The organism is Serratia marcescens, assembly GCF_001902635.1.
Taxonomy (GTDB): domain Bacteria; phylum Pseudomonadota; class Gammaproteobacteria; order Enterobacterales; family Enterobacteriaceae; genus Serratia; species Serratia marcescens_F.
This window is the reverse complement of record NZ_MJAO01000004.1, coordinates 253,428-277,314: the sequence shown is the minus strand read 5'-3', so window position 1 is coordinate 277,314 and position 23,887 is coordinate 253,428. Positions and strand designations below refer to the sequence as shown.

General features: G+C 58.3%; 24 protein-coding genes. 14 read left to right on the top strand and 10 right to left on the bottom strand.

Going from position 1 to position 23,887, the window contains the following annotated elements; translation table 11 throughout:
- Positions 1 to 600: 600 nt before the first annotated feature.
- Positions 601 to 1,533: an alpha/beta hydrolase family protein gene (locus tag BHU62_RS05905; RefSeq protein ID WP_201788368.1), complete on the bottom strand. Its 933-nt coding sequence runs from the start codon at positions 1,531 to 1,533 to the stop codon at positions 601 to 603.
- Between the two features lie 73 nt (positions 1,534 to 1,606).
- Between BHU62_RS05905 and BHU62_RS05900 the strand changes: the two genes are divergently transcribed.
- The gene (locus BHU62_RS05900; RefSeq protein WP_073529644.1) at positions 1,607 to 2,038 is read left to right on the top strand and encodes a hypothetical protein; all 432 of its coding nucleotides are present in this window, start codon (positions 1,607 to 1,609) and stop codon (positions 2,036 to 2,038) included.
- On the opposite strand, the gene cynR is transcribed toward BHU62_RS05900, so the two are convergent.
- Positions 2,010 to 2,912: a transcriptional regulator CynR gene (gene cynR / locus BHU62_RS05895; RefSeq protein WP_073529643.1), complete on the bottom strand. Its 903-nt coding sequence runs from the start codon at positions 2,910 to 2,912 to the stop codon at positions 2,010 to 2,012. The two genes, BHU62_RS05900 and cynR, sit on opposite strands and share 29 nt — an antisense overlap.
- 114 nt (positions 2,913 to 3,026) lie before the next feature.
- On the opposite strand from cynR, the gene BHU62_RS05890 reads away from it, so the two are divergent.
- The 4 genes from BHU62_RS05890 to BHU62_RS05875 all read left to right on the top strand — a co-directional run bounded on the left by BHU62_RS05890 (position 3,027) and on the right by BHU62_RS05875 (position 5,229).
- Entirely contained in the window at positions 3,027 to 3,680 is a 654-nt protein-coding gene (locus BHU62_RS05890; RefSeq protein WP_073529642.1) for a carbonic anhydrase, read from the top strand.
- Between the two features lie 19 nt (positions 3,681 to 3,699).
- Positions 3,700 to 4,170 (top strand): cyanase, encoded by a 471-nt coding sequence (cynS, locus tag BHU62_RS05885; protein ID WP_073529641.1) that lies wholly within the window; start codon positions 3,700 to 3,702, stop codon positions 4,168 to 4,170.
- Positions 4,171 to 4,403: 233 nt separating this feature from the next.
- A complete protein-coding gene (locus BHU62_RS05880; RefSeq protein ID WP_073529640.1) occupies positions 4,404 to 4,661 on the top strand; it encodes a YjhX family toxin in 258 nt (85 codons plus the stop codon).
- A gap of 61 nt (positions 4,662 to 4,722) precedes the next feature.
- Positions 4,723 to 5,229, top strand: coding sequence for a GNAT family N-acetyltransferase (locus tag BHU62_RS05875; RefSeq protein WP_073529639.1), 507 nt, complete (start codon positions 4,723 to 4,725; stop codon positions 5,227 to 5,229).
- A 32-nt stretch (positions 5,230 to 5,261) separates the two neighbouring features.
- Here the strand turns inward: BHU62_RS05875 and BHU62_RS05870 are convergent, their stop codons facing one another.
- A complete protein-coding gene (locus BHU62_RS05870) occupies positions 5,262 to 5,759 on the bottom strand; it encodes an AAA family ATPase (protein ID WP_073529638.1) in 498 nt (165 codons plus the stop codon).
- Positions 5,760 to 5,929: 170 nt separating this feature from the next.
- Positions 5,930 to 6,826, bottom strand: coding sequence for a LysR family transcriptional regulator (locus BHU62_RS05865; protein ID WP_073529637.1), 897 nt, complete (start codon positions 6,824 to 6,826; stop codon positions 5,930 to 5,932).
- A 132-nt stretch (positions 6,827 to 6,958) separates the two neighbouring features.
- On the opposite strand from BHU62_RS05865, the gene BHU62_RS05860 reads away from it, so the two are divergent.
- Positions 6,959 to 7,690, top strand: a complete 732-nt coding sequence (locus BHU62_RS05860; protein ID WP_073529636.1) for an isochorismatase family protein — start codon at positions 6,959 to 6,961, stop codon at positions 7,688 to 7,690.
- 281 nt (positions 7,691 to 7,971) lie between these two features.
- On the opposite strand, the gene BHU62_RS05855 is transcribed toward BHU62_RS05860, so the two are convergent.
- Together BHU62_RS05855 and BHU62_RS05850 are read right to left on the bottom strand one after the other, a co-directional pair.
- A complete protein-coding gene (locus tag BHU62_RS05855; RefSeq protein ID WP_073529635.1) occupies positions 7,972 to 8,319 on the bottom strand; it encodes an antibiotic biosynthesis monooxygenase family protein in 348 nt (115 codons plus the stop codon).
- A gap of 12 nt (positions 8,320 to 8,331) precedes the next feature.
- Positions 8,332 to 9,351, bottom strand: a complete 1,020-nt coding sequence (locus BHU62_RS05850; protein ID WP_073529634.1) for a cytochrome P450 — start codon at positions 9,349 to 9,351, stop codon at positions 8,332 to 8,334.
- An 80-nt stretch (positions 9,352 to 9,431) separates the two neighbouring features.
- Between BHU62_RS05850 and BHU62_RS05845 the strand changes: the two genes are divergently transcribed.
- The 5 genes from BHU62_RS05845 (at position 9,432) to BHU62_RS05825 (ending at position 15,164) form a co-directional block, all read left to right on the top strand.
- The gene (locus BHU62_RS05845; RefSeq protein ID WP_073529633.1) at positions 9,432 to 10,115 is read left to right on the top strand and encodes an ArsR/SmtB family transcription factor; all 684 of its coding nucleotides are present in this window, start codon (positions 9,432 to 9,434) and stop codon (positions 10,113 to 10,115) included.
- Between the two features lie 74 nt (positions 10,116 to 10,189).
- The gene (locus BHU62_RS05840; protein WP_073529632.1) at positions 10,190 to 10,897 is read left to right on the top strand and encodes a glutathione S-transferase N-terminal domain-containing protein; all 708 of its coding nucleotides are present in this window, start codon (positions 10,190 to 10,192) and stop codon (positions 10,895 to 10,897) included.
- Between the two features lie 132 nt (positions 10,898 to 11,029).
- A complete protein-coding gene (gene phoA, locus BHU62_RS05835) occupies positions 11,030 to 12,457 on the top strand; it encodes an alkaline phosphatase (RefSeq protein ID WP_073529631.1) in 1,428 nt (475 codons plus the stop codon).
- Between the two features lie 461 nt (positions 12,458 to 12,918).
- Positions 12,919 to 14,499, top strand: coding sequence for a malate:quinone oxidoreductase (locus BHU62_RS05830; RefSeq protein WP_073529630.1), 1,581 nt, complete (start codon positions 12,919 to 12,921; stop codon positions 14,497 to 14,499).
- A 206-nt stretch (positions 14,500 to 14,705) separates the two neighbouring features.
- Positions 14,706 to 15,164, top strand: coding sequence for a helix-turn-helix domain-containing protein (locus BHU62_RS05825; protein WP_073529629.1), 459 nt, complete (start codon positions 14,706 to 14,708; stop codon positions 15,162 to 15,164).
- 57 nt (positions 15,165 to 15,221) lie between these two features.
- Here BHU62_RS05825 and BHU62_RS05820 read toward each other — a convergent pair whose 3' ends face one another.
- The 4 genes from BHU62_RS05820 to BHU62_RS05805 form a co-directional block, all read right to left on the bottom strand.
- Positions 15,222 to 16,259 (bottom strand): fimbrial protein, encoded by a 1,038-nt coding sequence (locus BHU62_RS05820; RefSeq protein WP_073529628.1) that lies wholly within the window; start codon positions 16,257 to 16,259, stop codon positions 15,222 to 15,224.
- On the bottom strand, positions 16,256 to 18,817 hold the full coding sequence (locus BHU62_RS05815) for a fimbria/pilus outer membrane usher protein (protein WP_073529627.1): 2,562 nt from the start codon (positions 18,815 to 18,817) through the stop codon (positions 16,256 to 16,258). Before BHU62_RS05815 ends, BHU62_RS05820 begins: the two co-directional genes overlap by 4 nt.
- 75 nt (positions 18,818 to 18,892) lie before the next feature.
- Positions 18,893 to 19,621 carry a molecular chaperone gene (locus BHU62_RS05810; RefSeq protein ID WP_073529626.1) on the bottom strand — a complete coding sequence of 243 codons (729 nt, stop codon included), beginning with the start codon at positions 19,619 to 19,621 and terminating at the stop codon, positions 18,893 to 18,895.
- An 81-nt stretch (positions 19,622 to 19,702) separates the two neighbouring features.
- The gene (locus BHU62_RS05805; RefSeq protein ID WP_073529625.1) at positions 19,703 to 20,260 is read right to left on the bottom strand and encodes a fimbrial protein; all 558 of its coding nucleotides are present in this window, start codon (positions 20,258 to 20,260) and stop codon (positions 19,703 to 19,705) included.
- 472 nt (positions 20,261 to 20,732) lie between these two features.
- On the opposite strand from BHU62_RS05805, the gene BHU62_RS05800 reads away from it, so the two are divergent.
- The 3 genes from BHU62_RS05800 (at position 20,733) to BHU62_RS05790 (ending at position 23,871) form a co-directional block, all read left to right on the top strand.
- Entirely contained in the window at positions 20,733 to 21,449 is a 717-nt protein-coding gene (locus BHU62_RS05800) for an EAL domain-containing protein (RefSeq protein WP_073529624.1), read from the top strand.
- 21 nt (positions 21,450 to 21,470) lie between these two features.
- Entirely contained in the window at positions 21,471 to 22,061 is a 591-nt protein-coding gene (locus BHU62_RS05795; protein ID WP_049198960.1) for a LuxR family transcriptional regulator, read from the top strand.
- Positions 22,062 to 22,245: 184 nt separating this feature from the next.
- Positions 22,246 to 23,871, top strand: a complete 1,626-nt coding sequence (locus BHU62_RS05790; RefSeq protein ID WP_073529623.1) for an FMN-binding glutamate synthase family protein — start codon at positions 22,246 to 22,248, stop codon at positions 23,869 to 23,871.
- Positions 23,872 to 23,887: the final 16 nt, after the last annotated feature.

Below are 23,887 nucleotides of genomic sequence, written 5' to 3'. Positions count from 1 at the left end.
TTGTTACTACACTCATGCCGATTCAGGTTAACGGATGCGCATTTCACAAGCAATAAATTTGTAAGAAAATTCTTATATACTGAAATGATTATAATTATCATTAACAGCTTCAATGGCGATATGCTTAATCAACTTACCCAGGTAGATGGCCGACGAGAAGACCTCGCCGAAAGAGAGCATAAAATCCCGATTACCCGCTCTACCGCACGCTAACGAGGGAAGCAACGGGAATGAAAAGCCCCTCTGCCGCCGTTAAAAATTCACAGGTTCAATAGTTGAATAGAATGGAATATGGATTAAAGATGTTTTACAGAATGAAGGGGGGATCACTGCAAAACAAACAGGAATGATAGCGCACTGTTTTTTCTTTGAATATTCCGCTGCACTACGCTTAACTCATCTTAATTCGTGCCTATTTAAGATATTAAATTCCGAAGAATATTCTATAGACTCTATTTTGTGATCGGATTCTTAAAAAAGTTGTACTTGCGTTATTAATGCGTGGCTGGCGATCGTCTTCCGCATCCTGCCGATCGGCGCGCTGGGATCAACATGCTGTTCCGGGAGCGCCACACCGAGTAAGGCCCGGCGGGTGGCCGGTCAGCGCAGCGTTTTCTCCAGCCAGTCGCGCATGTCCGCCACCACCCGCGTCATCTCGCTGGCGCCGTTTTCGCGCCGCATCACATGGTCCAACTCAGCATAATTGACATAGGTAATGTTCGTTTTGCCGGCGGCGCGCAATTCGGCAATCATTTGCCCGACCGCCGCCGGTGAAACGGCCCGATCTTTTCCCCCCTGCACGATCAGCACCGGCGTCTTGATGCTGCGCAGGATGGCGAGCTGATCGATGTTCAGCATGCCATGCCACCAGGCATAGCCGTGATCGCTGGCGTTTAGGGTGAACGGCGGTGCCGTCTGAACCTGCTGTAAAAATGCGTTCAGCCCGGCGGCCTCTTCTTTCGGCGCGCCGGCAACGCTGTGGCGCACGTCGTCGATAAACCAGCGCCCACCGCCGCTGAACGCGAGGGTAGCGTCAACCAGGCCCGAGGACGCCGTCACCAGATTAGCGATCACCGCCCCCTCGCTGCCCCCCAACACCACGACCTTTTGATAGCCGTTTCGCTTAATCACCGTCTGCAGCACCCGGGTGACATCGCTCACCCGCTGCTGCGGCGTGTCATGCTGCACGAAGGCCTCAGGGCAATCCTGCCGCTGCGCATCTTCGCTGTACGGCAGCGTGTCGTCGATACCGTATTTCTCCACCGTCAGCAGATCTGCGGCGGGTAACACCTGCCGCATCGGATCCCGCACCAGGCGGATATGGCGAACGCTATTGCAATCCGAGCCTTGCAGGATCACCAGCAGCGTCGGCGACGCTTGCCCAGGAACGACGGCGTCCAGGTAATAACGAATGCTCGACGCGTCTTCCCTCGGCAGCGCCAGCGGCGTTGATTGCGCCACCGCCAAACCGCTCCACAACGCCAATACGCTTAGCATGCCTGTCGCCCGTCTCATCATTTGCTGCTTTTCCATGCTCCGCTCTGTTAATCCGACTATTCTAGTCTACGCTTCATGCCAAACCACTTTTCTGCCAAGGATGCTGAACATGCCACACACCTATAACACCGCACTGCTGATCGGCGCCGCGCTGAGCGCTATCGCCGCACTGATGCATATTTGGGTCATCGCCGCCGGGCCACGCGGCTATCGGCTGTTCGGCGCCGGCGATCGCTTGATTAAGGCGGCGGAAGCCGGGAAAAAGTTCCCGGACGTCATCACCGCCGGCATCACGCTGGTGCTGTTTATTTGGGCGCTTTACGCGCTGTCCGGCGCAGGCCTGATCGCGCCACTGCCGTTGCTGCGGCCCGCGCTGTTTATCATCACCTTTATCTACCTGCTGCGCGGCGTCGCCGGCCCCTTCGCCCTGCGCGGCACCGGCCGCAGCCCTCGCTTTATCGCCGTCAGCTCGCTGATTTGCCTCGGCTTCGGCCTGGTGCATCTGCTGGGGATCACCCAGCGTTGGAGTGCGCTGGCGTAACGCCCTGTTCCTGCAATACCGCGACAAACGCCTGCGCTGCGGCGCTGCGGTAAGCGTCTTTACGCTGCAGCCATACCGCCTGCCGCACCGGCATGGCATTGGCCAGCGCCACCTTTTTCAACTGCCGGTTCTCGCGCGCAATGGCGGCCGGCAGCAGCGTGGCGAGCTGCCCGCGCCGCACGATCTCGACGATGGCGCCCAGCGCATTGGCCTCTACCGCCACCCGCGGCCGAAAACCCAGCTGCATGCAGTAGCGATCGATAAACTGGCGCGTGGCGAAGTCGCCGCTCAGCAAAGCCAGCGGCAGATGTTGCCACTCCGCCAGCGTCAGCGGCTGGCGATGCGCCGCCAGGGGATGATCGGCCCCGACCATCAGCTCCAGCACCTCGCTGAACAACGCCGTCGCTTCCACCTCCACCGACTGCGCCATCTCGAAGGCGATGCCCAGATCCAGCCTATCCTGCACCAGCAGCGCCTCAATTCGCTCTTGCGCCATCTCCTCAATGCTCAGCGTAATCCCCGGATAGCGGCGGTAGAAGGCATCGACCGCCGGCCCCACCAGATAGGCGGTGAAGGTCGGCGTCATCGCCAGCCGCAAATGGCCGCGCTCCAGCGTCGCCACGTCATGGATCGCCCGCGCACCGGCGTCCAGATCCTGCAATGCCAGGCGCGCATAGCGCATCCAGGCTTCACCGGCGTCGGTCAGCCGCACCGTTCTGCCGCTGCGATCGAACAGCGGCGCCCCCAGCGCTTCCTCCAGCTGCTTGATCTGCTGAGACAACGTCGGTTGCGAAACATGCAGCGCTTCGGCGGCGCGGGTGAAATTGCCCTGTTCGGCAACGGCCAGAAAATAACGGATATGTCGCAGCAGCATAGCGCCCCAGCTATTAGTAATACCTATAGCTATCATTATAAATGGGTCTTAGACCCTATAGCCAGAAGCGTTCATCATGCCGCCATCGCTTAACGACACTCTATGGAGAAACGGATGAAAGAGGTCATTGAAGGCTTCCTGAAGTTCCAGCGCGAAGCCTTTGTTGAACGCACGGCGCTATTTCAGCGGCTGGCGACCCGCCAGAACCCGCGCACCCTGTTTATCTCATGTTCCGACAGCCGTCTGGTACCCGAGCTGGTCACCCAGCGTGAGCCGGGCGATCTGTTCGTGATCCGCAACGCCGGTAATATCGTGCCTTCTTTCGGCCCCGAACCCGGCGGGGTTACCGCCTCGGTCGAATACGCGGTCGCCGCGCTGGGCGTGGAGGATATCGTGATCTGCGGCCATTCCGACTGCGGCGCGATGACCGCCATCGCCACCTGCCAATGTCTGGATCATCTGCCGACGGTCGCCGGCTGGCTGCGTTACGCCGATTCCGCCAAGGCGGTCAACCAGGCTTACCCGCACGCTTCCGACGAGGCGCGGGTCGCGTCGATGGTGCGCGAGAACGTCATCGCCCAACTCAACAACATCAAAACGCACCCTTCCGTCGCCCTGGCGCTGGATCAGGGCCGCCTGACGCTGCACGGCTGGGTCTATGACATCGCCAGCGGCGCTATCGAGGCGCTGGACGGCGAAACCCGCCGCTTCGTGCCGCTCGCCACCCATCCCGAGGTGACCGCCACCCCGGCGATCGCCCGTTTTTAAGCCAACAAAAGGAGCTAACATGACACACTCTCTGCATAACGCCGCCCCGCGCGAAGCGCTCACCGACACCATCATGGCCGCCAAGATCCGCCATAACCTGACTTTCGAAGCGCTGGCCGAGGGCACCGGTCTCAGCCTGGCGTTCGTCACCGCCGCGCTGTTGGGGCAGCATGCGCTGCCGGAGCAGGCGGCGCGCGCGGTCGCGGCGAAGCTGGATCTGGACGAAGCGGCGGTGCAACTCCTGCAAACCATTCCGCTGCGCGGCAGCATTCCCGGCGGCGTGCCGACCGATCCGACCATTTATCGCTTCTATGAAATGCTGCAGGTTTACGGCTCCACGCTGAAAGCGCTGGTGCACGAGCAGTTCGGCGACGGCATCATCAGCGCCATCAACTTCAAGCTGGATATCAAAAAGGTCGCCGATCCGGAAGGCGGCGAACGCGCGGTGATCACCCTGGACGGCAAATACCTGCCGACCAAGCCTTTCTAATTGGCCTTTCGCCGGCGGCCCGCGCCGCCGGCAAATTGACAGCCAACCGGCCATTGGCTACATTAACTGCGCTTAAACGCCGCCCTGGCGTTTTTCACTACCCGAGGCCTGTATGTTGGAGATTGTAACCACCCGATAGTCGCTTCCTTGCCGTATGGCGAGGGACTCTGACGTATCCGACGCGCGTTTGCGCGGGGATGCGCGTATCTGGGGTTATTACAGGATCTCCCAACATGAACATTTCCAAAGCGGAACAACGCGTGCTGCACGTGTTGGCCAAAGGCGGTTATATCGCCTTCACCCGCAGCGACGCCGGTCACGTCACCCACGTCGAATGCTACACCCGCGAAGGGCTCGGCCTGGCCGACTGCTCGCTGGCCGTTTTCACCAAGCTCAAAACCAAACGCCTGATCCTCTCTCGCCAGGGGCGCCCTTATCGCGTCACCTTCGCCGGGCTCAAGGCCGTGCGTGCGCAGCTGGATAACCGTTAATCATCGATACCGGCCGGGCAGGCAGCCCGGTCGGCTCAGCCTTATTGATCAGGATACAACTATGAACATCACTTTACGCCACGAAACGCCGGCCGACATCGCCGCCATCACCACCCTGACCGCCGCCGCGTTCTTGCATGCCGAACACACCAGCCACACCGAGCAGTTTATCGTCAATGCGCTGCGCGCGGCGGATGCTCTCACACTGTCGCTGGTCGCCGAACACAATGGCACACCGATCGGACACGCGTCCGTCTCGCCGGTCGTGCTTAGCAACGGCACCGCCGGTTGGTACGGGCTGGCGCCGGTGTCGGTGCTGCCGGACTATCAGGGTCAGGGGATCGGCAGCCGGCTGATCCGCCAGCTATTGGCCGAACTGCAAGAGAAACACGCCGCAGGCTGCGTGGTGCTGGGCGATCCGAACTATTACGGCCGTTTCGGCTTCCAGGCGCAGACGGCGCTGACCTTGCCGGGCGTGCCGCAAGACTACTTCCGCGCCATCACCTTCCAGGGCGCGCTGCCGTGTGCGGAAGTCGCCTTCCACAACGAGTTTAACGCCGAAGCCTAACCCTGTTGCCGGCGCCGTCATGGCGCCGGTTTTCAGTCCTGTTCGCCATAACGCAAGACGGTCATCCTTTCCTCTTCCGCCGGGGGAACAAAGTACTGTGCCAGGCGCTCAAACTCCGCTTCGCTCAGTGTAAACGGGTGCTCGCCGCGCGCGTTTCTCAGCGTTATCCGGCTCAGGCACTGCGCATGGCTGAGGTCGAGAAAGTGCAGGCAGTGTGCGACGCCGGCCTCCTCCGCCAACGCTTTGGCCCAGCGCCGCCTGTCCGGCGTATTCATCGGGAAATCGAGCGCCACGGACCAGCCGCCGTGCAGCAGCTGAACGAGGTGCCCGCCCAGCGCCCGCCGCAACCGTTCTGAACAGCGCGCATAGTCTTGCAGGCTGGCCATCTCCTGTTCATACAGCGTCGCCAGCCACGCATCTTCGACCAACAACAGCGTTTGCGGTTGCTGCGCCAAACGCTGCGCCAGCGTCGATTTGCCTGCGCCAGCCTTGCCGCACATCAGGTGTAAAACTGCAGGGTAGGTTTTCATGACGTTCTCCGGTCGTTGCCGGAAGGGGATAAAAAAACCCGCCTTGCCGGCGGGTTTTTTATTGGCGACACACGCGCTATCCCACCACACGAAGCATGGTGATAATAATTTGCGCGAATGGGCGGTAAGATTTTTTCATAGCTAATGAATATGACAACCGTGCGCCGTTGTCAATTCGCCGTCATCAATCCCTGTTCTCGCACAAACTCGGTGAATAAACTCACTTTCTGCTGCACATGCCGGCGCGTCGGGTAAACCGCGAAGACCTGATGCACTTCGGCAATCTGTTCAGGGAACAACCGCACCAGCCTGCCGGCGGCGATCTCGGGATCCGCCACGAACGACGGCAGCGAACCGATGCCCAATCCCGCCACCAGCATATCCCGCAGCATCAGGCTGTTGTTGGCGATCAACCGGGGAGTGAACGTCACGCTCAGGCTCTCCTCGCCAGCGGTGAACTGCCACTGCCCCGGCCTTTCCGCCAGGGAATAGGCCAGACAGCTGTGCCGCGGCAAGTCATTCGGCGTTTGCGGCACGCCGTGCTGCGCCAAATAGCCGGGCGCGGCGCAAATTCGCTGGTGCACTTCACCCAGTGCCCGGGCGCTGAGGGAAGAATCCGGCAGCCGTCGGCGAATACGCAAGGAAATATCGAAACCGGCCGCCACTATGTCCAATACCCTGTCGTCCAGCGTCAGTTCCACCTGCAGCTGCGGGTAGCGTTGCATAAACGGCGGCAGCAGCGGCGACAGCACCGTCAGGCCGAACGAGAGCGGCGCATTGACCCGCAGCGTGCCGGAGACCTGCTGCGCACTGGCGGCAACCGTCTGCTCCAGCGCGTCGAACTCGCCGAGCAACCGACAGGCTTCCTGGTAATAGAGCTGCCCGGCTTCGGTCAGGCTCATACTGCGGGTGGTGCGCACCAGCAACAGCGTACCCAACCGGTTTTCCAACTGCTTAATCTGCTTGCTCAACGCCGCCGGCGTGATCGCCAGATCCTCCGCCGCCTTATAGAAACTGTTGCGCTCAACCACGCGGCGAAAGGCACGCATCGTCAGTAGCACGTCCATATTATGTCCTAATGGTTAATTATAAATTCAATAAAACACAGATTATTAACCCCAACAACCTCAGTAGACTTTATTCAACCGCTTCCCTGAGTGGAAAGTGAATTTAATCTACTGATAATCATGGAGTTAATAATGAAAAAGACCTTATTCGCCCTGATGCTCGGCCTGAGCGCCGCCACCGCCCCCGTCGCCGCGCTGGCGCAATCCCCCGCCGCCGACAGCCGCCAGGCGGGTTATGTGCAGCCGCTGACCGCCGAGAACAGCCTGTTGCTGCTGGTCGATCTGCAGGACATGTTCGGCATGACCATTTCCTCTATCGATCAAACCAACCTGGTGAATAACGCCGCCGGCATCGCCAAGGCCGCCAAGGTGTTCAACGTGCCGACCATTCTGGCCTCGGCCAACGCCAAAAGCTTCGCCGGGCCGGTATTCCAGCAGGTGACGCAGGCACGCCCGGACCTGCAGGTGTACGACCGCACCGCCATCAACGTCTGGCAGGATCGGCGCGTGGTGGATCTGATCAAACAATCCGGCCGCAAGAAAATCATCATCGGCGGGCTGTGGACCGCCAGCTGCGTGATGCTGCCGGCGCTGTCCGCCCTGGGCGAGGGATATGAGGTTTATATCCTGTCGGACGTCACCGGCGACATTACGCCAGACAGCCAAAACAACGCCATGCAACGCCTGATACAGGCGGGCGCCACGCCCATCAACTGGGTGGCGTTGATGCTGGAATGGCAGCAGGACTGGAGCCGCAAAGCTACGGCGGGAGACGTATTGCAGATCGCCCGCGACCACGGCGCCGCCTGGGGGATGGGCGCCCGCTACGCCGGGGCAATGAAAGTGGGCAGCGAAGCGAAATAACGGACGACGAAAGCCCGCCGCTGGCGTAATGCTGGTCAGTTAGCGTTTTTACGCAGGTGTTCGTGAAGTTTTCGGCCGATAAAAGCGAGATGCCACATGTGGCTCACGCACCTCGACCGAGCCAGGGGCCGAAGGCGCGGCCCCTTCAATTGCCGTTCATTGCAGTAACAGAGAAATTCGGGGTTTTTACGGCAATTCCCCTGCACAGAATGCCCAGAGGCTGGATAAAAAAATGCCACTCAGGCTTAAGTGAGCGGCATTGCGCCACCGGCGGGCTTTCTTCAGGTGCGGTGATAGCCACGGCTATCCTGCGGCACCTGTTCACGCCGATCCAGCCCGTAGTCCCGCACCACCTCCGCCACCCGCAGCCGATACTGCGCCAGCACTTCGCCGCGGCCGCGCGCCTGCGCCGCTCGGTGCTGCTCGAGATTGCGCCACTGCTGCACCGCCGCTTCGTCGCGCCAAAAAGAGAGCGACAGCAGGCGCGCAGGATCGGCCAGGCTTTGAAAGCGCTCGATGGAAATGAATCCGTCGATCTGCGCCAGCAGCGGCTTCAGCTCCGCCGCCAGCGCCAGGTAGGTATCGCGCCGCCCGTCGGCGGCCTGCAGTTCAAAAATCACGGCGATCATCATCGTCTCCTCTCAACGGTAAAATTCAGGTACGCGCGCATTGTGCGAACTGCGCCACTGCACCTGTTTCAACGCCCGCTCATCAATATCCAGCGAACACAGATGCGCGACGCCGCAGCGCGCGATAATCCTCGCCCAGCGTTCGCCCGGGCAACGGTGCGCCCCCGCGCCGAACGCCAGTTCGCCATCGGTGCCGAGCAACAGCAAGACGGTCTGCCCCACGCGCAGCGTGCAACCGGCAAGCTGCGTCTCGCGCAAGACAAAACGGCGCGTGTTTTGGATCGGCGGCGTTAGCGCCCGCACCCGATCCAGGGCGGTGTCCACTTCACCGCCCTGCCGCGCCAGCAAAAATGCCTGCCCGATCCAGCCCGCCGTCGCCTCGCAGGCCTGAAACAACAGGCCGAGCGCATTGGCCAACTCAAGCCGGGCGTCGCCAATTTCCCGCGCCAATGCTTTGCGCAGCACGCCATTCCCCGCCGCCAACCGGGCGCAGAGCCGCTGCGCCGCCGAGATACCGCGCGCCAGCTGCGGCGGCGTACCGCCGGGCGCGATACATCGGACGAAGTCCAGGCTGTCGTCGATCAGGCGTTGCCACTGCGCATCGGGCACGCCCAACAATGCGCCAAGGGTGCAAACCGGCAATCCGTAGTTAAAGCGGGTGATCGCCGCCGCCGCGGACGCAGACGGCGCTAACCGCGCCGCGCACTGTGCCGCGGTTTGCTGAATCAGGGTATCGTCGCAGGAAGCCAACGCCCGCTGCAGCGCCGCCTTAAGCGTGTGGTGATCCTCGCCGTCGCGCATCCGCGCCAGCCCGGCGAACAGCGGCGCCATCGGCGTCTCCAGCAAGGCCGCCGGTACCGGCTCATCGGCCGGCCGCACGCCGAGATCGGCATTGAGCAAAGCTTCTCGTACCACCTGCGGCGTTGCGGCCACCCAACACTGCCATGCGCTATCCCAGCTCAGGGGCGGCAGGGTGCGATATTGGGCCTGCGGCTCGGCGGCGAGCGCGGCGGCGTAAGGACATACGGACATGGTTTTCTCCCTCGTTGCCAGATGGCGATAACCGCATGCTAGCGATGGACGCACGGTCATACTTCGTCTAACCTCGAAGTATGCATAACATCGACATAGAAGATCGTTTAGCGGCGCTGAGCGCCGCCATCGCCGACCGCACCCGGGCGCGTATGCTGTGCCTGTTGATGGACGAGCGCGCCTATACTGCCACCGAACTCAGCGCGGTGGTCGAGGTCGCGCCGTCCACCGCCAGCGCGCATCTGGCGAAACTGCTGGAACAGCGGCTGGTCGCCTGCGTCAAACAGGGGCGCTATCGCTATTTCCGGCTGGCCGGTCAGCCGGTGGCCGAAGCGCTGGAGGGCCTGATGGCGCTGGCGGGCATGCCGCGCGCATCGGTGAAAAGCAGCACGCCCACTTCGCTGCAGTATGCCCGCACCTGCTACGACCATATGGCGGGCGAGGTGGCGGTGAAGCTGCACGACCGGCTGCATGCGCTGAACTGGCTAACCGGCGAGGAAGACTACCGGTTAAGCGATGCCGGTCAGGCCGCGCTGGCGCGGTTGGGCGTCGATTGTTCCCCCGCACCCACCCGCCGCCGCTTCGCCTGCGGCTGCCTGGACTGGAGCGAACGCCGCTCTCACCTCGGCGGCGCGCTGGGCGCCGCGCTGTTGGCCGCCTTTATCAAGCGCGGCTGGATCGTCCGCCGGCTCGACAGCCGCGAGCTACAGCTGACCCCCGCCGGTAAAAAAGCGCTGGCCGCACATTTTGAGCTCACGGTATAACCCGGCGGCGGAGTAGCTTTACTGCAATACTCAAGGGGTACGCTTAAGCGACCCCGCCAACCCGAGGAGTTTCCATGCTCGATTCCACCCAATTCCCGATCGTCAAACGCTGGCCGGCTCAGCATCCGGAACGGCTGCAGCTCTATTCTCTGCCGACGCCGAACGGCGTCAAAGTGTCCATCATGCTGGAAGAGATCGGCCTGCCCTATGAAGCGCACCTGATCGACATCGGCAACAACGAAACCTGGACGCCGGAATTCCTGGCGCTGAACCCGAACGGCAAGATCCCGGCGATCATCGATCCCGACGGCCCCGGCGGCCGGCCGCTCCCGCTGTTCGAGTCCGGCGCTATTCTGCTCTACCTGGCGGAAAAGAGCGGCCGTTTCCTGCCGCAGGATCCGGCGCAGCGCTACGAAACTATCCAGTGGGTGTTCTTCCAGATGGCGGCGGTCGGCCCGATGTTCGGCCAGCTCGGTTTCTTCCATAAATTCGCCGGGCGCGAGTATGAAGACAAAAGGCCGCTGGAGCGCTACAAGAACGAATCGAAACGCCTGCTCGGCGTGCTGGAAACGCGTCTTGAAGGCCGCGACTGGATCATGGGCGCGGACTACACCATCGCCGATATCTCGCTGCTGGGTTGGGTGCGCAATCTGATCGGTTTCTATGAGGCGCGCGAGCTGGTGGAATTCGACCGCTTCCCGCGCGTCGCGCAGTGGCTGGAGCGCGGTCTGGCGCGGCCGGCGGTGCAGCGCGGGCTCGCTATCCCGGCGCGCGACGCCTGATCGTCAACGGGATGGCCGCCGGGCCGTCCCGTCTTTCACGCTGTAATAAAATTGTCATCCCTCTGCTCTACTCTCCTTACGTAACAATTTGATGTTATTTACATTGTTGTATTACGACAAGGAGCTTACCCCATGCAACCTGCTGTATCCCTGATCGCCGGCGCCGTGCTGTCCGCCCTGCTCTGTTCCTCCGCCATCGCGGCGGAAACCTCGGCCAAGGCCGATGGCCTGACCGAACGCGCCGCGCGCGGCAACCTCGTCGAACCGGGCGGCGCGCGCCGCCTGGCCGGCGATCAGACCGCCGCGCTGCAGGCGTCGCTGTCGGACAAAACGGTGAAAAACGTGATCCTGCTGATCGGCGACGGCATGGGGGATTCCGAGATCACCGCCGCGCGTAACTACGCCGAAGGTGCAGGCGGTTACTTCAAGGGCATCGACGCCCTGCCGCTGACCGGGCAATACACCCACTACTCGCTGGACAAGAAAACCCACAAACCGGATTACGTGACCGACTCCGCCGCCTCCGCCACTGCCTGGGCCACCGGGGTGAAAACCTATAATGGCGCGCTCGGCGTGGACGTGAACGGCAAAGACCAGCCAACGCTGCTGGAGATCGCCAAGGCGGCCGGCAAAGCCACCGGCAACGTCTCCACCGCCGAACTGCAGGACGCCACGCCGGCGGCGCTGGTGTCGCACGTCACCTCGCGCAAATGCTACGGTCCGGAGGAGACCAGCGAAAAATGCGCCGCTAACGCGCTGGAAAACGGCGGCCGCGGCTCCATCACCGAACAACTGCTGAAAACCCGCGCCGACGTCACGCTGGGCGGCGGTGCGAAATCCTTCAATCAGCTGGCGAAAAGCGGCGAATGGCAAGGAAAATCACTGAAAGACCAGGCCGCCGCGCAGGGTTACCAGTGGGTGAGCAATGCCGATGAATTGCAGGCCGTTACCCTGGCCAACCAGCAAAAACCGCTGCTGGGGCTGTTCGCCGACGGCAACATGCCGGTGCGCTGGCTGGGGCCGAAAGCCAGCTATCATGGCAACCTCGACAAACCGGCGGTAACCTGCGAAAACAACCCGGCGCGCACTGCCGCCACGCCGACGCTGGCGGCGATGACCGAAAAAGCCATCGCGCTGTTGAAAGACAACCCGAACGGCTTCTTCTTGCAGGTAGAAGGCGCATCGATCGATAAGCAGGATCACGCCGCCAACCCGTGCGGGCAGATTGGTGAAACCGTCGATCTGGACGAGGCAGTGCAAAAAGCGCTGGCCTTCGCCCGCGCCGACGGCAACACGCTGGTGATCGTCACCGCCGACCACGCGCACTCCAGCCAGATCGTCGCCGCCGACGCCAAAGCGCCAGGCCTGACCCAGACCTTGACCACCAAAGATGGCGCGCCGATGACCCTCAGCTACGGTAACTCGGAAGAGGAATCACAGGGGCACACCGGCACCCAGCTGCGCGTCGCGGCCTACGGCCCGCACGCCGCCAACGTGGTAGGGTTGACCGATCAGACCGATCTGTTCTTCACCATGCGCGATGCGATGGGCATCAAGTAACCGCCTTCTGAACGATGGCCGCCCGCGACGGCGGCCATTTATTATTGGTTACCGATGCGTATTTGCAATTTAACCGCAATTATTGTGTGATAGCGAAATAGCGTTTAATTGCGCGACAATTAACCCTTGGAAATAACGCGGTTATACGGCCCTTTTCCCCTCTCTGTTTATTCCTGCGACAACAACCGGCCGTTTTTTGCTTATATTCATTTTTTTTAGTTACAAAAGTAGTTTTTAACATTCTCGCAAACAATAATACCCCGCCAGTAACGTGAACCGATCAATTTGCATCCGGACGGCCTGCAATAGTTCACTTTTCGTTAAAAACCCTATTAACAAAAAGGCATTATCGCTGCCTATCGGCTCACGCCGGGCGGTCGGCTTCATTATTTTCCAGGGTAACTCCCGCTAAATTCTTTCACCTGCAATGAGTAGAATTTACACACAAGAGATTTAATTCAATGAGAAAATTACTCGTCCTGATTTTCAGTCTCAGCCTGTTTAGCGTTACGCAGCAGGCAGCGGCAGAAGAGAAGAATAAAACCGTCGACGTGGTGTTGATCGGCGGCGGCATCATGAGCGCCACCTTGGGCACCTACCTGCATGAGCTGGAGCCGACCTGGACCATCGACATGTACGAGCGCATGAACGGCGTGGCGGAAGAGAGCTCCAACGGCTGGAACAACGCCGGTACCGGCCACTCCGCCTTCAGCGAAATGAACTACACGCCGGAAAAAGCCGATGGCACCATCGACATCAGCAAAGCGGTGAAGGTCAACGAGTCTTTCGAAATCTCCCGCCAGTTCTGGTCTTATCAGGTGAAGAACGATGTCCTGAAAGATCCGAAATCCTTCATTAACAGCGTGCCGCACATGAGCTTCGTGTGGGGTGACGACAACGTCAACTTCCTGCGTAAACGCTACGCGGCGCTGCAACACAGCACCCTGTTCCGCGGCATGGAATACTCCGAAGACCCTGCGCAAATCAAACAGTGGGCGCCGCTGGTGATGAACGGCCGCGATCCGGCGCAGAAAATCGCCGCGACCCGCATGCCGCTGGGTACCGACGTCAACTTCGGCGTGATCACCCACCAGCTGGTTGACGCACTGAGCACCAGCGACAAGTTCAAGCTGAACCTGAGCCATGAAGTGCGCGACATCAAGCGCAACGCCGACCAGACCTGGAGCGTGACCGTTGCCGATCTGAACCGCGACGGTAAAGAAACCACCGTTAACGCCAAGTTCGTGTTCATCGGCGCAGGCGGCGCGTCCCTGACCCTGCTGCAGAAATCCGGCATCCCTGAAGCCGACGGCTACGGCGGCTTCCCGGTCGGCGGCCAGTTCCTGGTCACCACCAACCCGGCGATCGCCAACCAGCACCTGGCCAAAGTGTATGGCCTGGCCAGCGTAGGTTCACCGCCGATGTCCGTACCGCACCTGGATACCCGCATGCTGGACGGCAAGCGCGTGCTGCTGTTCGGGCCGTTCGCCACCTTCTCCAGCAAGTTCCTGAAGAACGGTTCGCTGTTCGATTTGCTGCACTCGCTGAGCACCTCGAACCTGATGCCGATGACCCACGTCGGTCTGGATAACTTCGATCTGGTGAAATACCTGGTCGGCCAGCTGATGATGAACGACGACGACCGCTTCGCCGCGCTGAAAGAGTACTTCCCGGACGCCAAGCAGGAAGACTGGAAGCTGTGGACCGCAGGCCAGCGCGTACAGATCATCAAGAAAGACGCGGATAAAGGCGGCGTGCTGCAGTTCGGTACCGAAGTCGTCAGCTCTGAAGACGGCAGCATCGCCGCTCTGCTGGGCGCTTCGCCGGGTGCTTCCACCGCGGCGCCAATCATGCTGCACCTGATGGAAACCGTGTTCAAAGACAAAGTGGCGACGCCGGAATGGCAGAGCAAGCTGAAAGAGATCATCCCGTCCTACGGCCACAAGCTGAACGGCGATATCGAGATGACCAACAAGATCCGCGGCTACACCAGCAGCGTACTGGGTCTGAACTACATTGAAGTGAAGCCGGAAACTAACTGATTTTCCACTCGTTTCCTGCTGAAAAGGCCGCTTTATGCGGCCTTTCTTTTATCCCCCTGCCGTTCAAAGAGCATTTTTGGCCACCTTTTTACCCCCGGTTTACCCTTGCGTAACGGCGCACTCACGCCTATTATCAAAGCATATTCTTGGATAATTAAGCTAAGTCACTGTGACCTGAATGTCGTTTTTGCGGGAGAACTAAAACCATGGATCGCGTCAATATCATTCACGATTTACTAGACTGGATTGAAACTCATCTGGACCAGCCGCTGCTGCTGGATAACGTCGCCGCCAAGTCGGGCTACTCCAAATGGCACCTGCAGCGCATGTTCCGCAGCACCACCGGCCACGCGCTCGGCAGCTATATCCGCGAGCGGCGCCTTTCGCAGGCGGCACAGGCGCTGCGTTCCAGCCCGCGCCCGATCCTGGATATCGCCCTGCAATACCACTTCGACTCTCAGCCTTCGTTCTCACGCGCCTTCAAGAAACAGTTTGGCAAAACCCCGGCGGTCTATCGCCGCACCACCCGCTGGGACGTCGCGGAATGGCCGGCGCAGCCGGTAGAGGTGGAGGCCGAACCGCGCCACGATGCCCCCACGCTGTCTCGTTGGTATGCAGGCAAGCCGCCGGAAGGCGTCTGCACCAGCTGGATGGGGTTGCGTTAAGCGGTAACGAAAAAAAGCCAATGGGTAACCCCATTGGCTTTTTCGTCTGAACGCGACTTAGTTGTACTCGATGGTAAAGGTGGCGGTCGATTTGATATTGCCGCCTTTAATCGTCGAGCCGGTGCGATAGTAACGCGCCTTCAGCGGCAACGTTAACGTATTGGCCTGGTTAGGAATGGTGCGTCCGGCATTGACCGCATCGCCATTCTTGATCGGCTGGGTCGTATTGCCGGTCAACAGCTGGACGGCAACGCCGGATGCGGTGTTGGCACCAGGTTCGGATTTGATCACCCCAGGTGCATTGGAAGCATCCTGCGTGTAGTCAAAACGCACATTGACGATCCCTTGCCCTGCACTGCCTGGCCACAGATCCTCGCCAACGCCGCCAACGCAATTGATATTGATATCAAACGCCTTTTCGCCCTGCGTTGAACCTACGCCACCAAACGAGGCAGCGGTGACGGTATCCAGATTAACCACCTTGTTCTTGGAACCGCTGTCCACGTTACACGTCGATGTGACGATCGTCAGGCTGTTGGCGTCGACGATCGATTCCAGCATCGGCAAACTCGGGCCGGAACCATCCATATAGTAAGTGGTGTACTTGCCGGGGACCAGTTGCCCGGTGCCGGTTTGCGCGGCGGTTTTCACAATGTCGATCTTGAAATAACCGCCGTTCAGGTTGACGGTGGTATTACCGCGCAGCGGCAAGGTGTGGGGATAATAATTACTTACCGTCCCCGCTTCACGGTATAAGCGAATCCCGATGCCTGGAATATTGGTACTCCACACATTGTTGAAGCTCGTCCGGCTGCCCTGGAGGATCTGCCCAATCGCACTGCCGCCACTATAACAACGGCCATAACCAGTGACCGGGTTGATATTGAACTGACCGGTGACCAGGGTATCGCCAACCTGGCTGCTTGGCGTAACCAGCACGCGCCCAAGCTTCATGTTGATCACCTGCGCCCTGTAGCCATTATTGACGAAGCAGGCGGCATAAGCGCTCTGGCCGCCTGCCATCAGCAGGCCGAGCAGCATCAGGCATTTCGCTGGCGTTTTATTCAGCGATGGAACACGCGTAAAGTTTATCATTTGCAACTCGCTTCAATAATTTCGTAGTCAGTATTATTGCTCTGCGCCTTGGCGCTGTAGCTGACAGAGCACTGCTGCGTTGGCTGTGTGCCCCACTTAATCTGCAACAAACCTTTCTGAGCTTCGGTACGCAAGTAGATGCGGCTGCCCTGCCCAACAATGCCGACCACCTGATTACGGGTATCCAGCACTTCGGCGCCAAACGGCAACGCGTTGCCATCAGGGCCGAGGGCATGAATGATCAATGCCTGGCCTTTCGTTGTCTTGAATTCCAACCGGGTAATCGCGCCGGCATAAGGTGCAACCTGTTGGCTGCTGCTTTCTAATTCAACGTCGCGCGACATGCCGCTCGGATCGAGCGTTACGCTCGTCATGCGATATGGCGCCACATAAGGAACCACGGCATAACCGTTATCGTCGATACGCACGCCTGGCGAGTTGGTCACAATCGCGCCGGCGGCGTCCGGCGCCTCCACCAGCACCATGGTCTGCCCGCGTTGCGGTGTCAGCGTGACGCCGCCGCTATGGGCAACGACGCTGCCCGATGCGCCGATCGACGACTGACGGTAATCTTTACCATAGCTGTAGGACCCGTTCATCGTGGCGAAACGGCTGCGGTATTCACCGCTCACGCTGCTGTTGGTGCCGCCGGAGCGATCGTTGGCCAACGTGGCGCTATAGCTGATGTTGTTGTCTTCGCCGGTTGAACCGTTCAAGCCCAAGCGGCTGCTGTCGTAACCGTGGTCGGTATAACCCAGTGAACTGTTCAGGCTCAGGGTCTGCGAACCGACGCTGAATGGAATCGACAGCGTCAGGTAATAACGCGTCTCATCGCGGTTGTACATATCCGAGGTGCGCATGGCGGAAAGGCCATAGGTCACGCGGCCGTAATAGTTGTTATACCCCACCTGGTACTGCTTGGTGCTCCCGCCGCGGTTCCAGTAATCGCGTACCGAGCCGGTGATGTACAAGGAACCGTAATTGTCGCCCAACCCTTGGTTCAGCGTCAGCTGGTATTCGCTGCGCTGGCGGTTAACCGCATCTGCGCTCAATCCCTTGCGTTCATTGTCACGGGAATAGACGGCATCCTGCAAAGAAAGGTAGCCGGAGGTCGAATAGCGATAAGCGGCGATAGAGAAGTTGGTATTGGTTTCGGTCATCAACTTGCTATAGCTGAGCTTATAACTCTGGCCTGACTGATCGCCCTGCTTCAGGCGGGTATGGGACTGCGTCACGTCCAGTGCAAATGCACCGACCGGTGTCGCAACCGCGCTGCCCACCAGCACTGCGCCATAGCCATCACTGGCGATCCCGCCCGTGTATCCCGTAAGAATGTTGGTAAAACCGCGCTGATAAGTCGCCTGGAACATGTCGGGTTCCTTGCTTAAATTATCATCGCGTACTCGACCCGCAGTGATGGCATAACGCTGAATGCCCGGACGAAGCATCTGCGCTACCGAAGCGTAGGGAACGCTGAACTGGCGTTTGCTGCCGTCGGCCTCGTTAATGGTGACATTCAGATCGCCGCCGTAACCCGTAGGGTAGAGATCGTTGATGATGAACTCGCCCGGCGCAACGGTAGTTTGGTAGATCAGCTGGTTATTCTGGCGTACTTCCACCAGGGCGTTGCTTTGCGCGACCCCACGCACAACCGGCGCATACCCGTTCAAGGAATCAGGCAGCATGCGATCGTCCGTGGCGATCTGCACGCCGCGAAAACCGATGGAGTTGAAGAAATCACCGCTGGTGTAACTGTCGCCCAACGTCAGCATGCCGCGGATAGACGGCATTGCCCGCTGCGCGTAAGTCGCGGTGTTTTGCCAATGGGTGCTGTCGTTAGAGCGCCAGTTCACGTTGGAATCGTGACGCAGCTGCCAACCGGCCACGTTCAGCCCGGCGTTCAACGTTAAATAGGCATTCGTTGAATCATTATTGCTGCCGTTGGCGGAGCTGTGCGTATTGAACGCATTGAAGTTGTACGACAGGCTGCCGGCGGTAATGCCGCGATCCCAGAAGCGTGGATCGACATAGCCGCGAGCGCTGCGGCGCAGCGCCGCCTGAGGGATGCTGATGTCCATGCGCAGCGTACTGGTGTCCAAACGGTAATAGGCTTCCGGCACCCACTGAGCCAGCGTTTTGCACGTCTCGGTATTCACCGCAGGATCCCCGCTCATTGTGGCGGTATCCACACCGAACTCATCCAACGACAGCAGGGTAAAACAGGTATCAGCGCTGTTTTTGCCCGGCACGTTTTTAAAGTCGACGCTTTTTTTGCCTTTCCACTCGCCGTTCACATACACGTCGAGCGAATATTTTCCCGCCAAGATCGGGTTACCATCACGGAAGCGTGAAAGATCCACGCCCTGCGCTTCCCCAATCAGGAAGCTGCTGTTAAAGGTCGCTTCAACCGGTGCCGCCGGCTTCGTGCTATCGGCACCACCCTCCGCCCAGGACGCCGCAGGGGCCACCAGACAGAGCGCGCTGCCGGTTAACAGCAGAATCGATTTATAATTTGACAGCGCCAGTTTAACAGCGGCAGAGATAGGTAACTCTTTCATATAAAGCATTCCTTTACCAAATTAAGCTCGCCCTCTGAAATAAATTGCTCTGGGCCTGAGGCTCTGTTCCAAGAGTTACTTTTGCTTATTCTTAGTACGGGACACGCGTCCGCCAAAATCATTAATGGTGGTGTAAGCAATATCAGCAATGCGCGAGCTGTCACCGGAGAAGGACAACGTTTTTTCCTGTCCAGGCGCCAGCATGTCGCCGTGCGGGGCCAACGGCACACGTTTTTGATTTACGACGGCATTAATCTCGGTAAACGACACATAGTACGGCGTTGGGTTTTTCACGCTGACGCCCGCAGCGCTGAAGCGCCACTGCAGTTTTTCCGGTGCATCATTCGCTTCTCCCGCCAGGCCGGTCGGCCGGTACAGCAGTTTTACGCGGGTACGGAATGCCACCTGTAAAAAGTTTTCAGGTGCGCCATTGTTAGCCCCGGTTGGTGCTGGCGGGATCTCCAGTACGTTCAACCAGAACAAGGATTCTTTGTCTTGCGGCAAACTCGCCGTGGTCAATGAAACACGCAGCGCTTGGCCGGTAGCCGGTTCAACACGGCTGATTGGCGGTGAAACGATAAATGGCGCTTTGCTGTTTTCTGGTGTGGTTTTTGCGTCGCCTTCATCAATCCAAGACTGAATAAGTGCCGGTGAAGCACCATTATTTGATAATTGGACGGTAACTTCCCGTTGCTTTCCCGGATAAATAATACGAGTACCGTTAATAATGACACTGGAAAAAACGCTGCTGCTGAAAAGCATGGCGCTCAGCAATATGCTGTATTTTTTAAATGAGTTCTTCATTATCTTATCGCTACGGTAAGGGAAAACGGTGGGGGCATGACTCCCCCACCCGAATAAGAATATTACTTAAAGAAATATTACTTACTGGTAAATGATGGTGTACTGAACGCTAGAAGTCACATCACCAGCGCCGGCAGCGTTGGTAGCGTAGTATTCAGCGTAGTAGTTCAGGTCAGCAGAGTCGCCTTCGTTAGCAACGGTAACCCACTGGGAGTTATTCTGCGCGCCATTAGCACCAGCAGCCAGGATAGGCAGGAATTGGTTGTTGCTGCCCAGCAGCTGAATCTGCACGTTAGTTGCAGCGTCAGTCTGCGCCTGGTTATTCAGACGGCCAGTATTGAAATCAACAGTAGCGCCCGGTTCGAAATAAGTAGCTACCTGGCCTTTAGAGCATTTGGTCAGGTTGATCGCGAACGGAGTACGGCCAGCAGTTGCGCTCTGAGCTGCCAGAGTAGAAGCAGAAACAGTTGGCAGAGTTACGGTGAAATCTTTACCGCCTGGGGTGCTGATAGTACAAGTTTGGTCAGTCACTTTACCGTTGAAAGTAATAGTACCGTCAGCAGCTTGAGCAGAGAAAGAAGAAATAGCAGCGGTGCTTACAGCCAATGCCAATACAGCAGACAGTTTAGAGATTTTCATATTTAGACTCTCGATGAATTAATACGCTTATAAAGTACATTCAGCGATGCTACTCCTTGTCAGGAATGAAGCCCGATGAATCCATTGCCGGACGAAATATAGACTAAGCATATTCTTAATGTTAAATCGTTTAAAACATTCATAAGCCCCCTCTTGATAGGAATAAACTATCGGCGGATACCTATCGATCGATGTTGACGATTCATATGAATAGGAATAATCTGTGTTTGGGAAAGCTGCAGAGTTCAAGATTTTGCGTTAAGGCCTGAAAATCAGAATATTATCCCGGATATTAACATTTAGTAACAGATTGCGACGTTTGGACTTTGGCACAAATTACGCGTTAAATGGTCTGTCGGTCCCCTTCGGCCATTCTGTCGCATTAAATAAGAAATTTACCAATAAACCTGGAGTAACTTTCTTTTTAATCATTTAAAATCAATAAGTTAAATATCAATCCAAGGATTGGGAAATGAGCGGTTCTTTCAGAGAGAAAAATAACGGCATTAATTATGTTTTTCAGCCAATGTTCGCGAAATCGGGACAATTGCTGGCCGTTGAATGCCTTTCTCGCTTTACGTTTAATAGTGAATACGCCCATTTTTCACCTGAGCAGTTCTTTCGCCACGCCGACAGCGCAACCCGGATTGAGATTCTGATGGATCAGATCAATCTGATCGATAAATACAAACACTGGTTTCATGAAAACCAAGTGATAGCCACTTTGAATGTCGATGATTATTCCTTGCAATCGCTGGCGAATAGTCACTTTGCCGAAAGAATTAATGCCATGCGCTGTATTCATTTTGAGATCAGCGAGAATTCAACCCGGCTGGTGAAAGATCGCGTGCACGGCGATCCTTCATTGAATAGTTATTCATTTTGGCTCGATGATTTTGGTTCTGGTTACGCGGGTTTTTCCGCGTTGTATAACAGCCAGTTCCGCTTCGTTAAGCTCGATCGTTTCTTGCTTTGGGACTTTATGAAAAAGTCCGGCGGCGAGGGCTTGATGCGCGCTTTACTGCGCTTCTTTTACCTTAATCATTACAAGGTAATTATCGAAGGAGTTGAAACTCCCGAACACAAGAAATGGCTGGACGAAATGCCATATTACGCACTGCAGGGAAAGCTGTGGAAGGAATCCAGCATCAAGGATTTGAACTCGCTTCTTACAGCTGAATACTTTTAACTCGGTATTGGTGTTTGCCCTATGTCTAAAAACAACGTTCTTGTGATTAGTGAGTGTAAGTACAGCTATGTTGGCCTGTCGGTGCTGCTGAAGAAACACTACGGCGCGTACGATATCCGCCTGTTTTCCGATTTCATGCACGGCGGCGCCAAAGCAGAGAAGATCACCAAGCACGATATCGCGCTGATTTTCACCTCGCAGAACCTGGAACAGAGCGTCAACGTGATAGAAAGCCTGGTGTCCCTGCACCAGCAATACAACAGCAAGACGCGCCTGCTGGTGTTCTATGACGATGAGCGCGTGGTAAAACTGCTGTCGATCCTGGGGATTTCCGTCGAGTTGGTCTCCACCCGCATCCCGCTTTATTCGCTGCAGGAAAAAATCCAGCGGCTGTTGGAAAGCAAAGAGCCGGGCGGCATCAAGGTGCAGAAAACCCGCGAGCTCAGCCCGGCGGAAAGCGACGTCATCTTCAATCTGCTGCGCGGCGACAGCCTGCTGCATATTGCGGAGAAACGCGGCACACACCCGAAAACCATCTTCTCGCAAAAATACAGCGCGATGAAAAAGCTGCGGCTGCGCAGCATGAGCACCATCTTCGTCGCCGGCAAATAAAACGGCCTGGCTTGTTGCGCGGTACGCCGCGCAACAAGCAGCCCCCTTCGCCACGTTAAATTAATGTAACAACCGGCGACAAAGCAGCAACAGACACACAACATCCTCTCCTGTTGGCTACGATTCGCTCACGGACTATCCGTGAGCCATGTCGTGTGGATTAAAATAAACATCAGGAGATGTTATGAAGTCGTCCTTATTCAGCCGCTATACCTGCTTTGTGCTGAGCATCTTGCTCACCCTGATTTTCTTGATCATGATGCGCAACCATCCGTGGTTCTGGCTGCCAGCTCTGGCCTGCGGCTGCCTGATGGTGCTGGGGATCTACGATCTCACGCAGCAACGCCACGCCATCTGCCGCAACTACCCGATCATCGGCCGTCTGCGCTTCTTCTTCGAATTCATCCGGCCGGAGCTGCGCCAATATTTCCTCGAGCAGGACAATGAAGAGATCCCATTTTCACGCACCCAGCGCACGCTGGTGTATCGCCGGGCGAAAAACGAAATGGGCGACAAACCATTTGGCACCCTGCTGGACGTGTACCAAACCGGCTATGAGTGCATCGGCCACTCCATGCGGCCGGTGGAAGCCGCCGATCCCACCAGTTTCCGCGTCGCCATCGGCGGCGCCGATTGCCGCCAACCCTACTCCGCGTCGATCTTCAATATCTCCGCCATGAGCTTCGGCGCGCTTTCCGCCAACGCCATTCGCGCGCTTAACCTCGGCGCGGCCAAGGGCAACTTTTACCACGACACCGGCGAGGGCAGCATCAGCCGCTACCACCGTGAAAACAACGGCGATCTGGTGTGGGAACTGGGCAGCGGCTATTTCGGCTGCCGCACCGCCGACGGCCGTTTCGATCCGCGACGCTTTGCCGAACAGGCGCAGAGCCCACAGGTGAAAATGATTGAAATCAAGCTCAGCCAGGGGGCCAAACCCGGCCACGGCGGCATTCTGCCGGCCAAAAAGGTGGATGCGGAAATCGCCGCCACCCGTGGCGTGCCGGAAGGCGTCGATTGCATCTCGCCGGCTTCGCACAGCGCCTTCACCACCCCGCTGGAAATGATGCATTTCATCCGGCAGCTGCGCGAGCTGTCAGGCGGCAAGCCGGTCGGTTTCAAGCTGTGCATCGGCCATCCGTGGGAGTTCGTCGCCATCGTCAAGGCGATGCTGCACACCCGCATCCTGCCGGATTTCATCGTGGTGGACGGTAAGGAAGGCGGCACCGGCGCCGCGCCGCTCGAGCTCTCCAACTACATGGGGATGCCGCTGCGCGAAGGGCTGCTGTTCGTGCATAACACGCTGGTGGGCTGCGGCCTGCGCGACCAAATCAAGGTAGGCGCCAGCGGCAAGATCATCAGCGCGTTCGACATCGCCAGCGTGCTGGTGCTCGGCGCCGACTGGGTGAATTCGGCGCGCGGCTTTATGTTCGCCGTCGGCTGCATCCAGTCGCAAAGCTGCCACACCAACCACTGCCCGACCGGCGTGGCGACGCAAGATCCGCTGCGGCAAAAGGCGCTGGTGGTGCCGAACAAGGCGGAGCGCGTCTACCACTTCCATCAAAATACGGTGAAAGCGCTGGCGGACATGCTGGCGGCGGCCGGCGTCAGCCGCCCGGAACAGCTGACCGCGCACCATATGCTGCGCCGCATCACGCCGACCGAGATCAAAGTGTACGCCGATATCTATTACTACCTGGAGCCGGACGCGCTGCTGCAACCGGAGATCAAAAGCGAGTTCTACGCCCGCATGTGGCGCATGGCGACACCCAACAGTTTCGATCAGGCGATCTCGCTGCCGGCGGCATGATGGGATAAGGGATAAA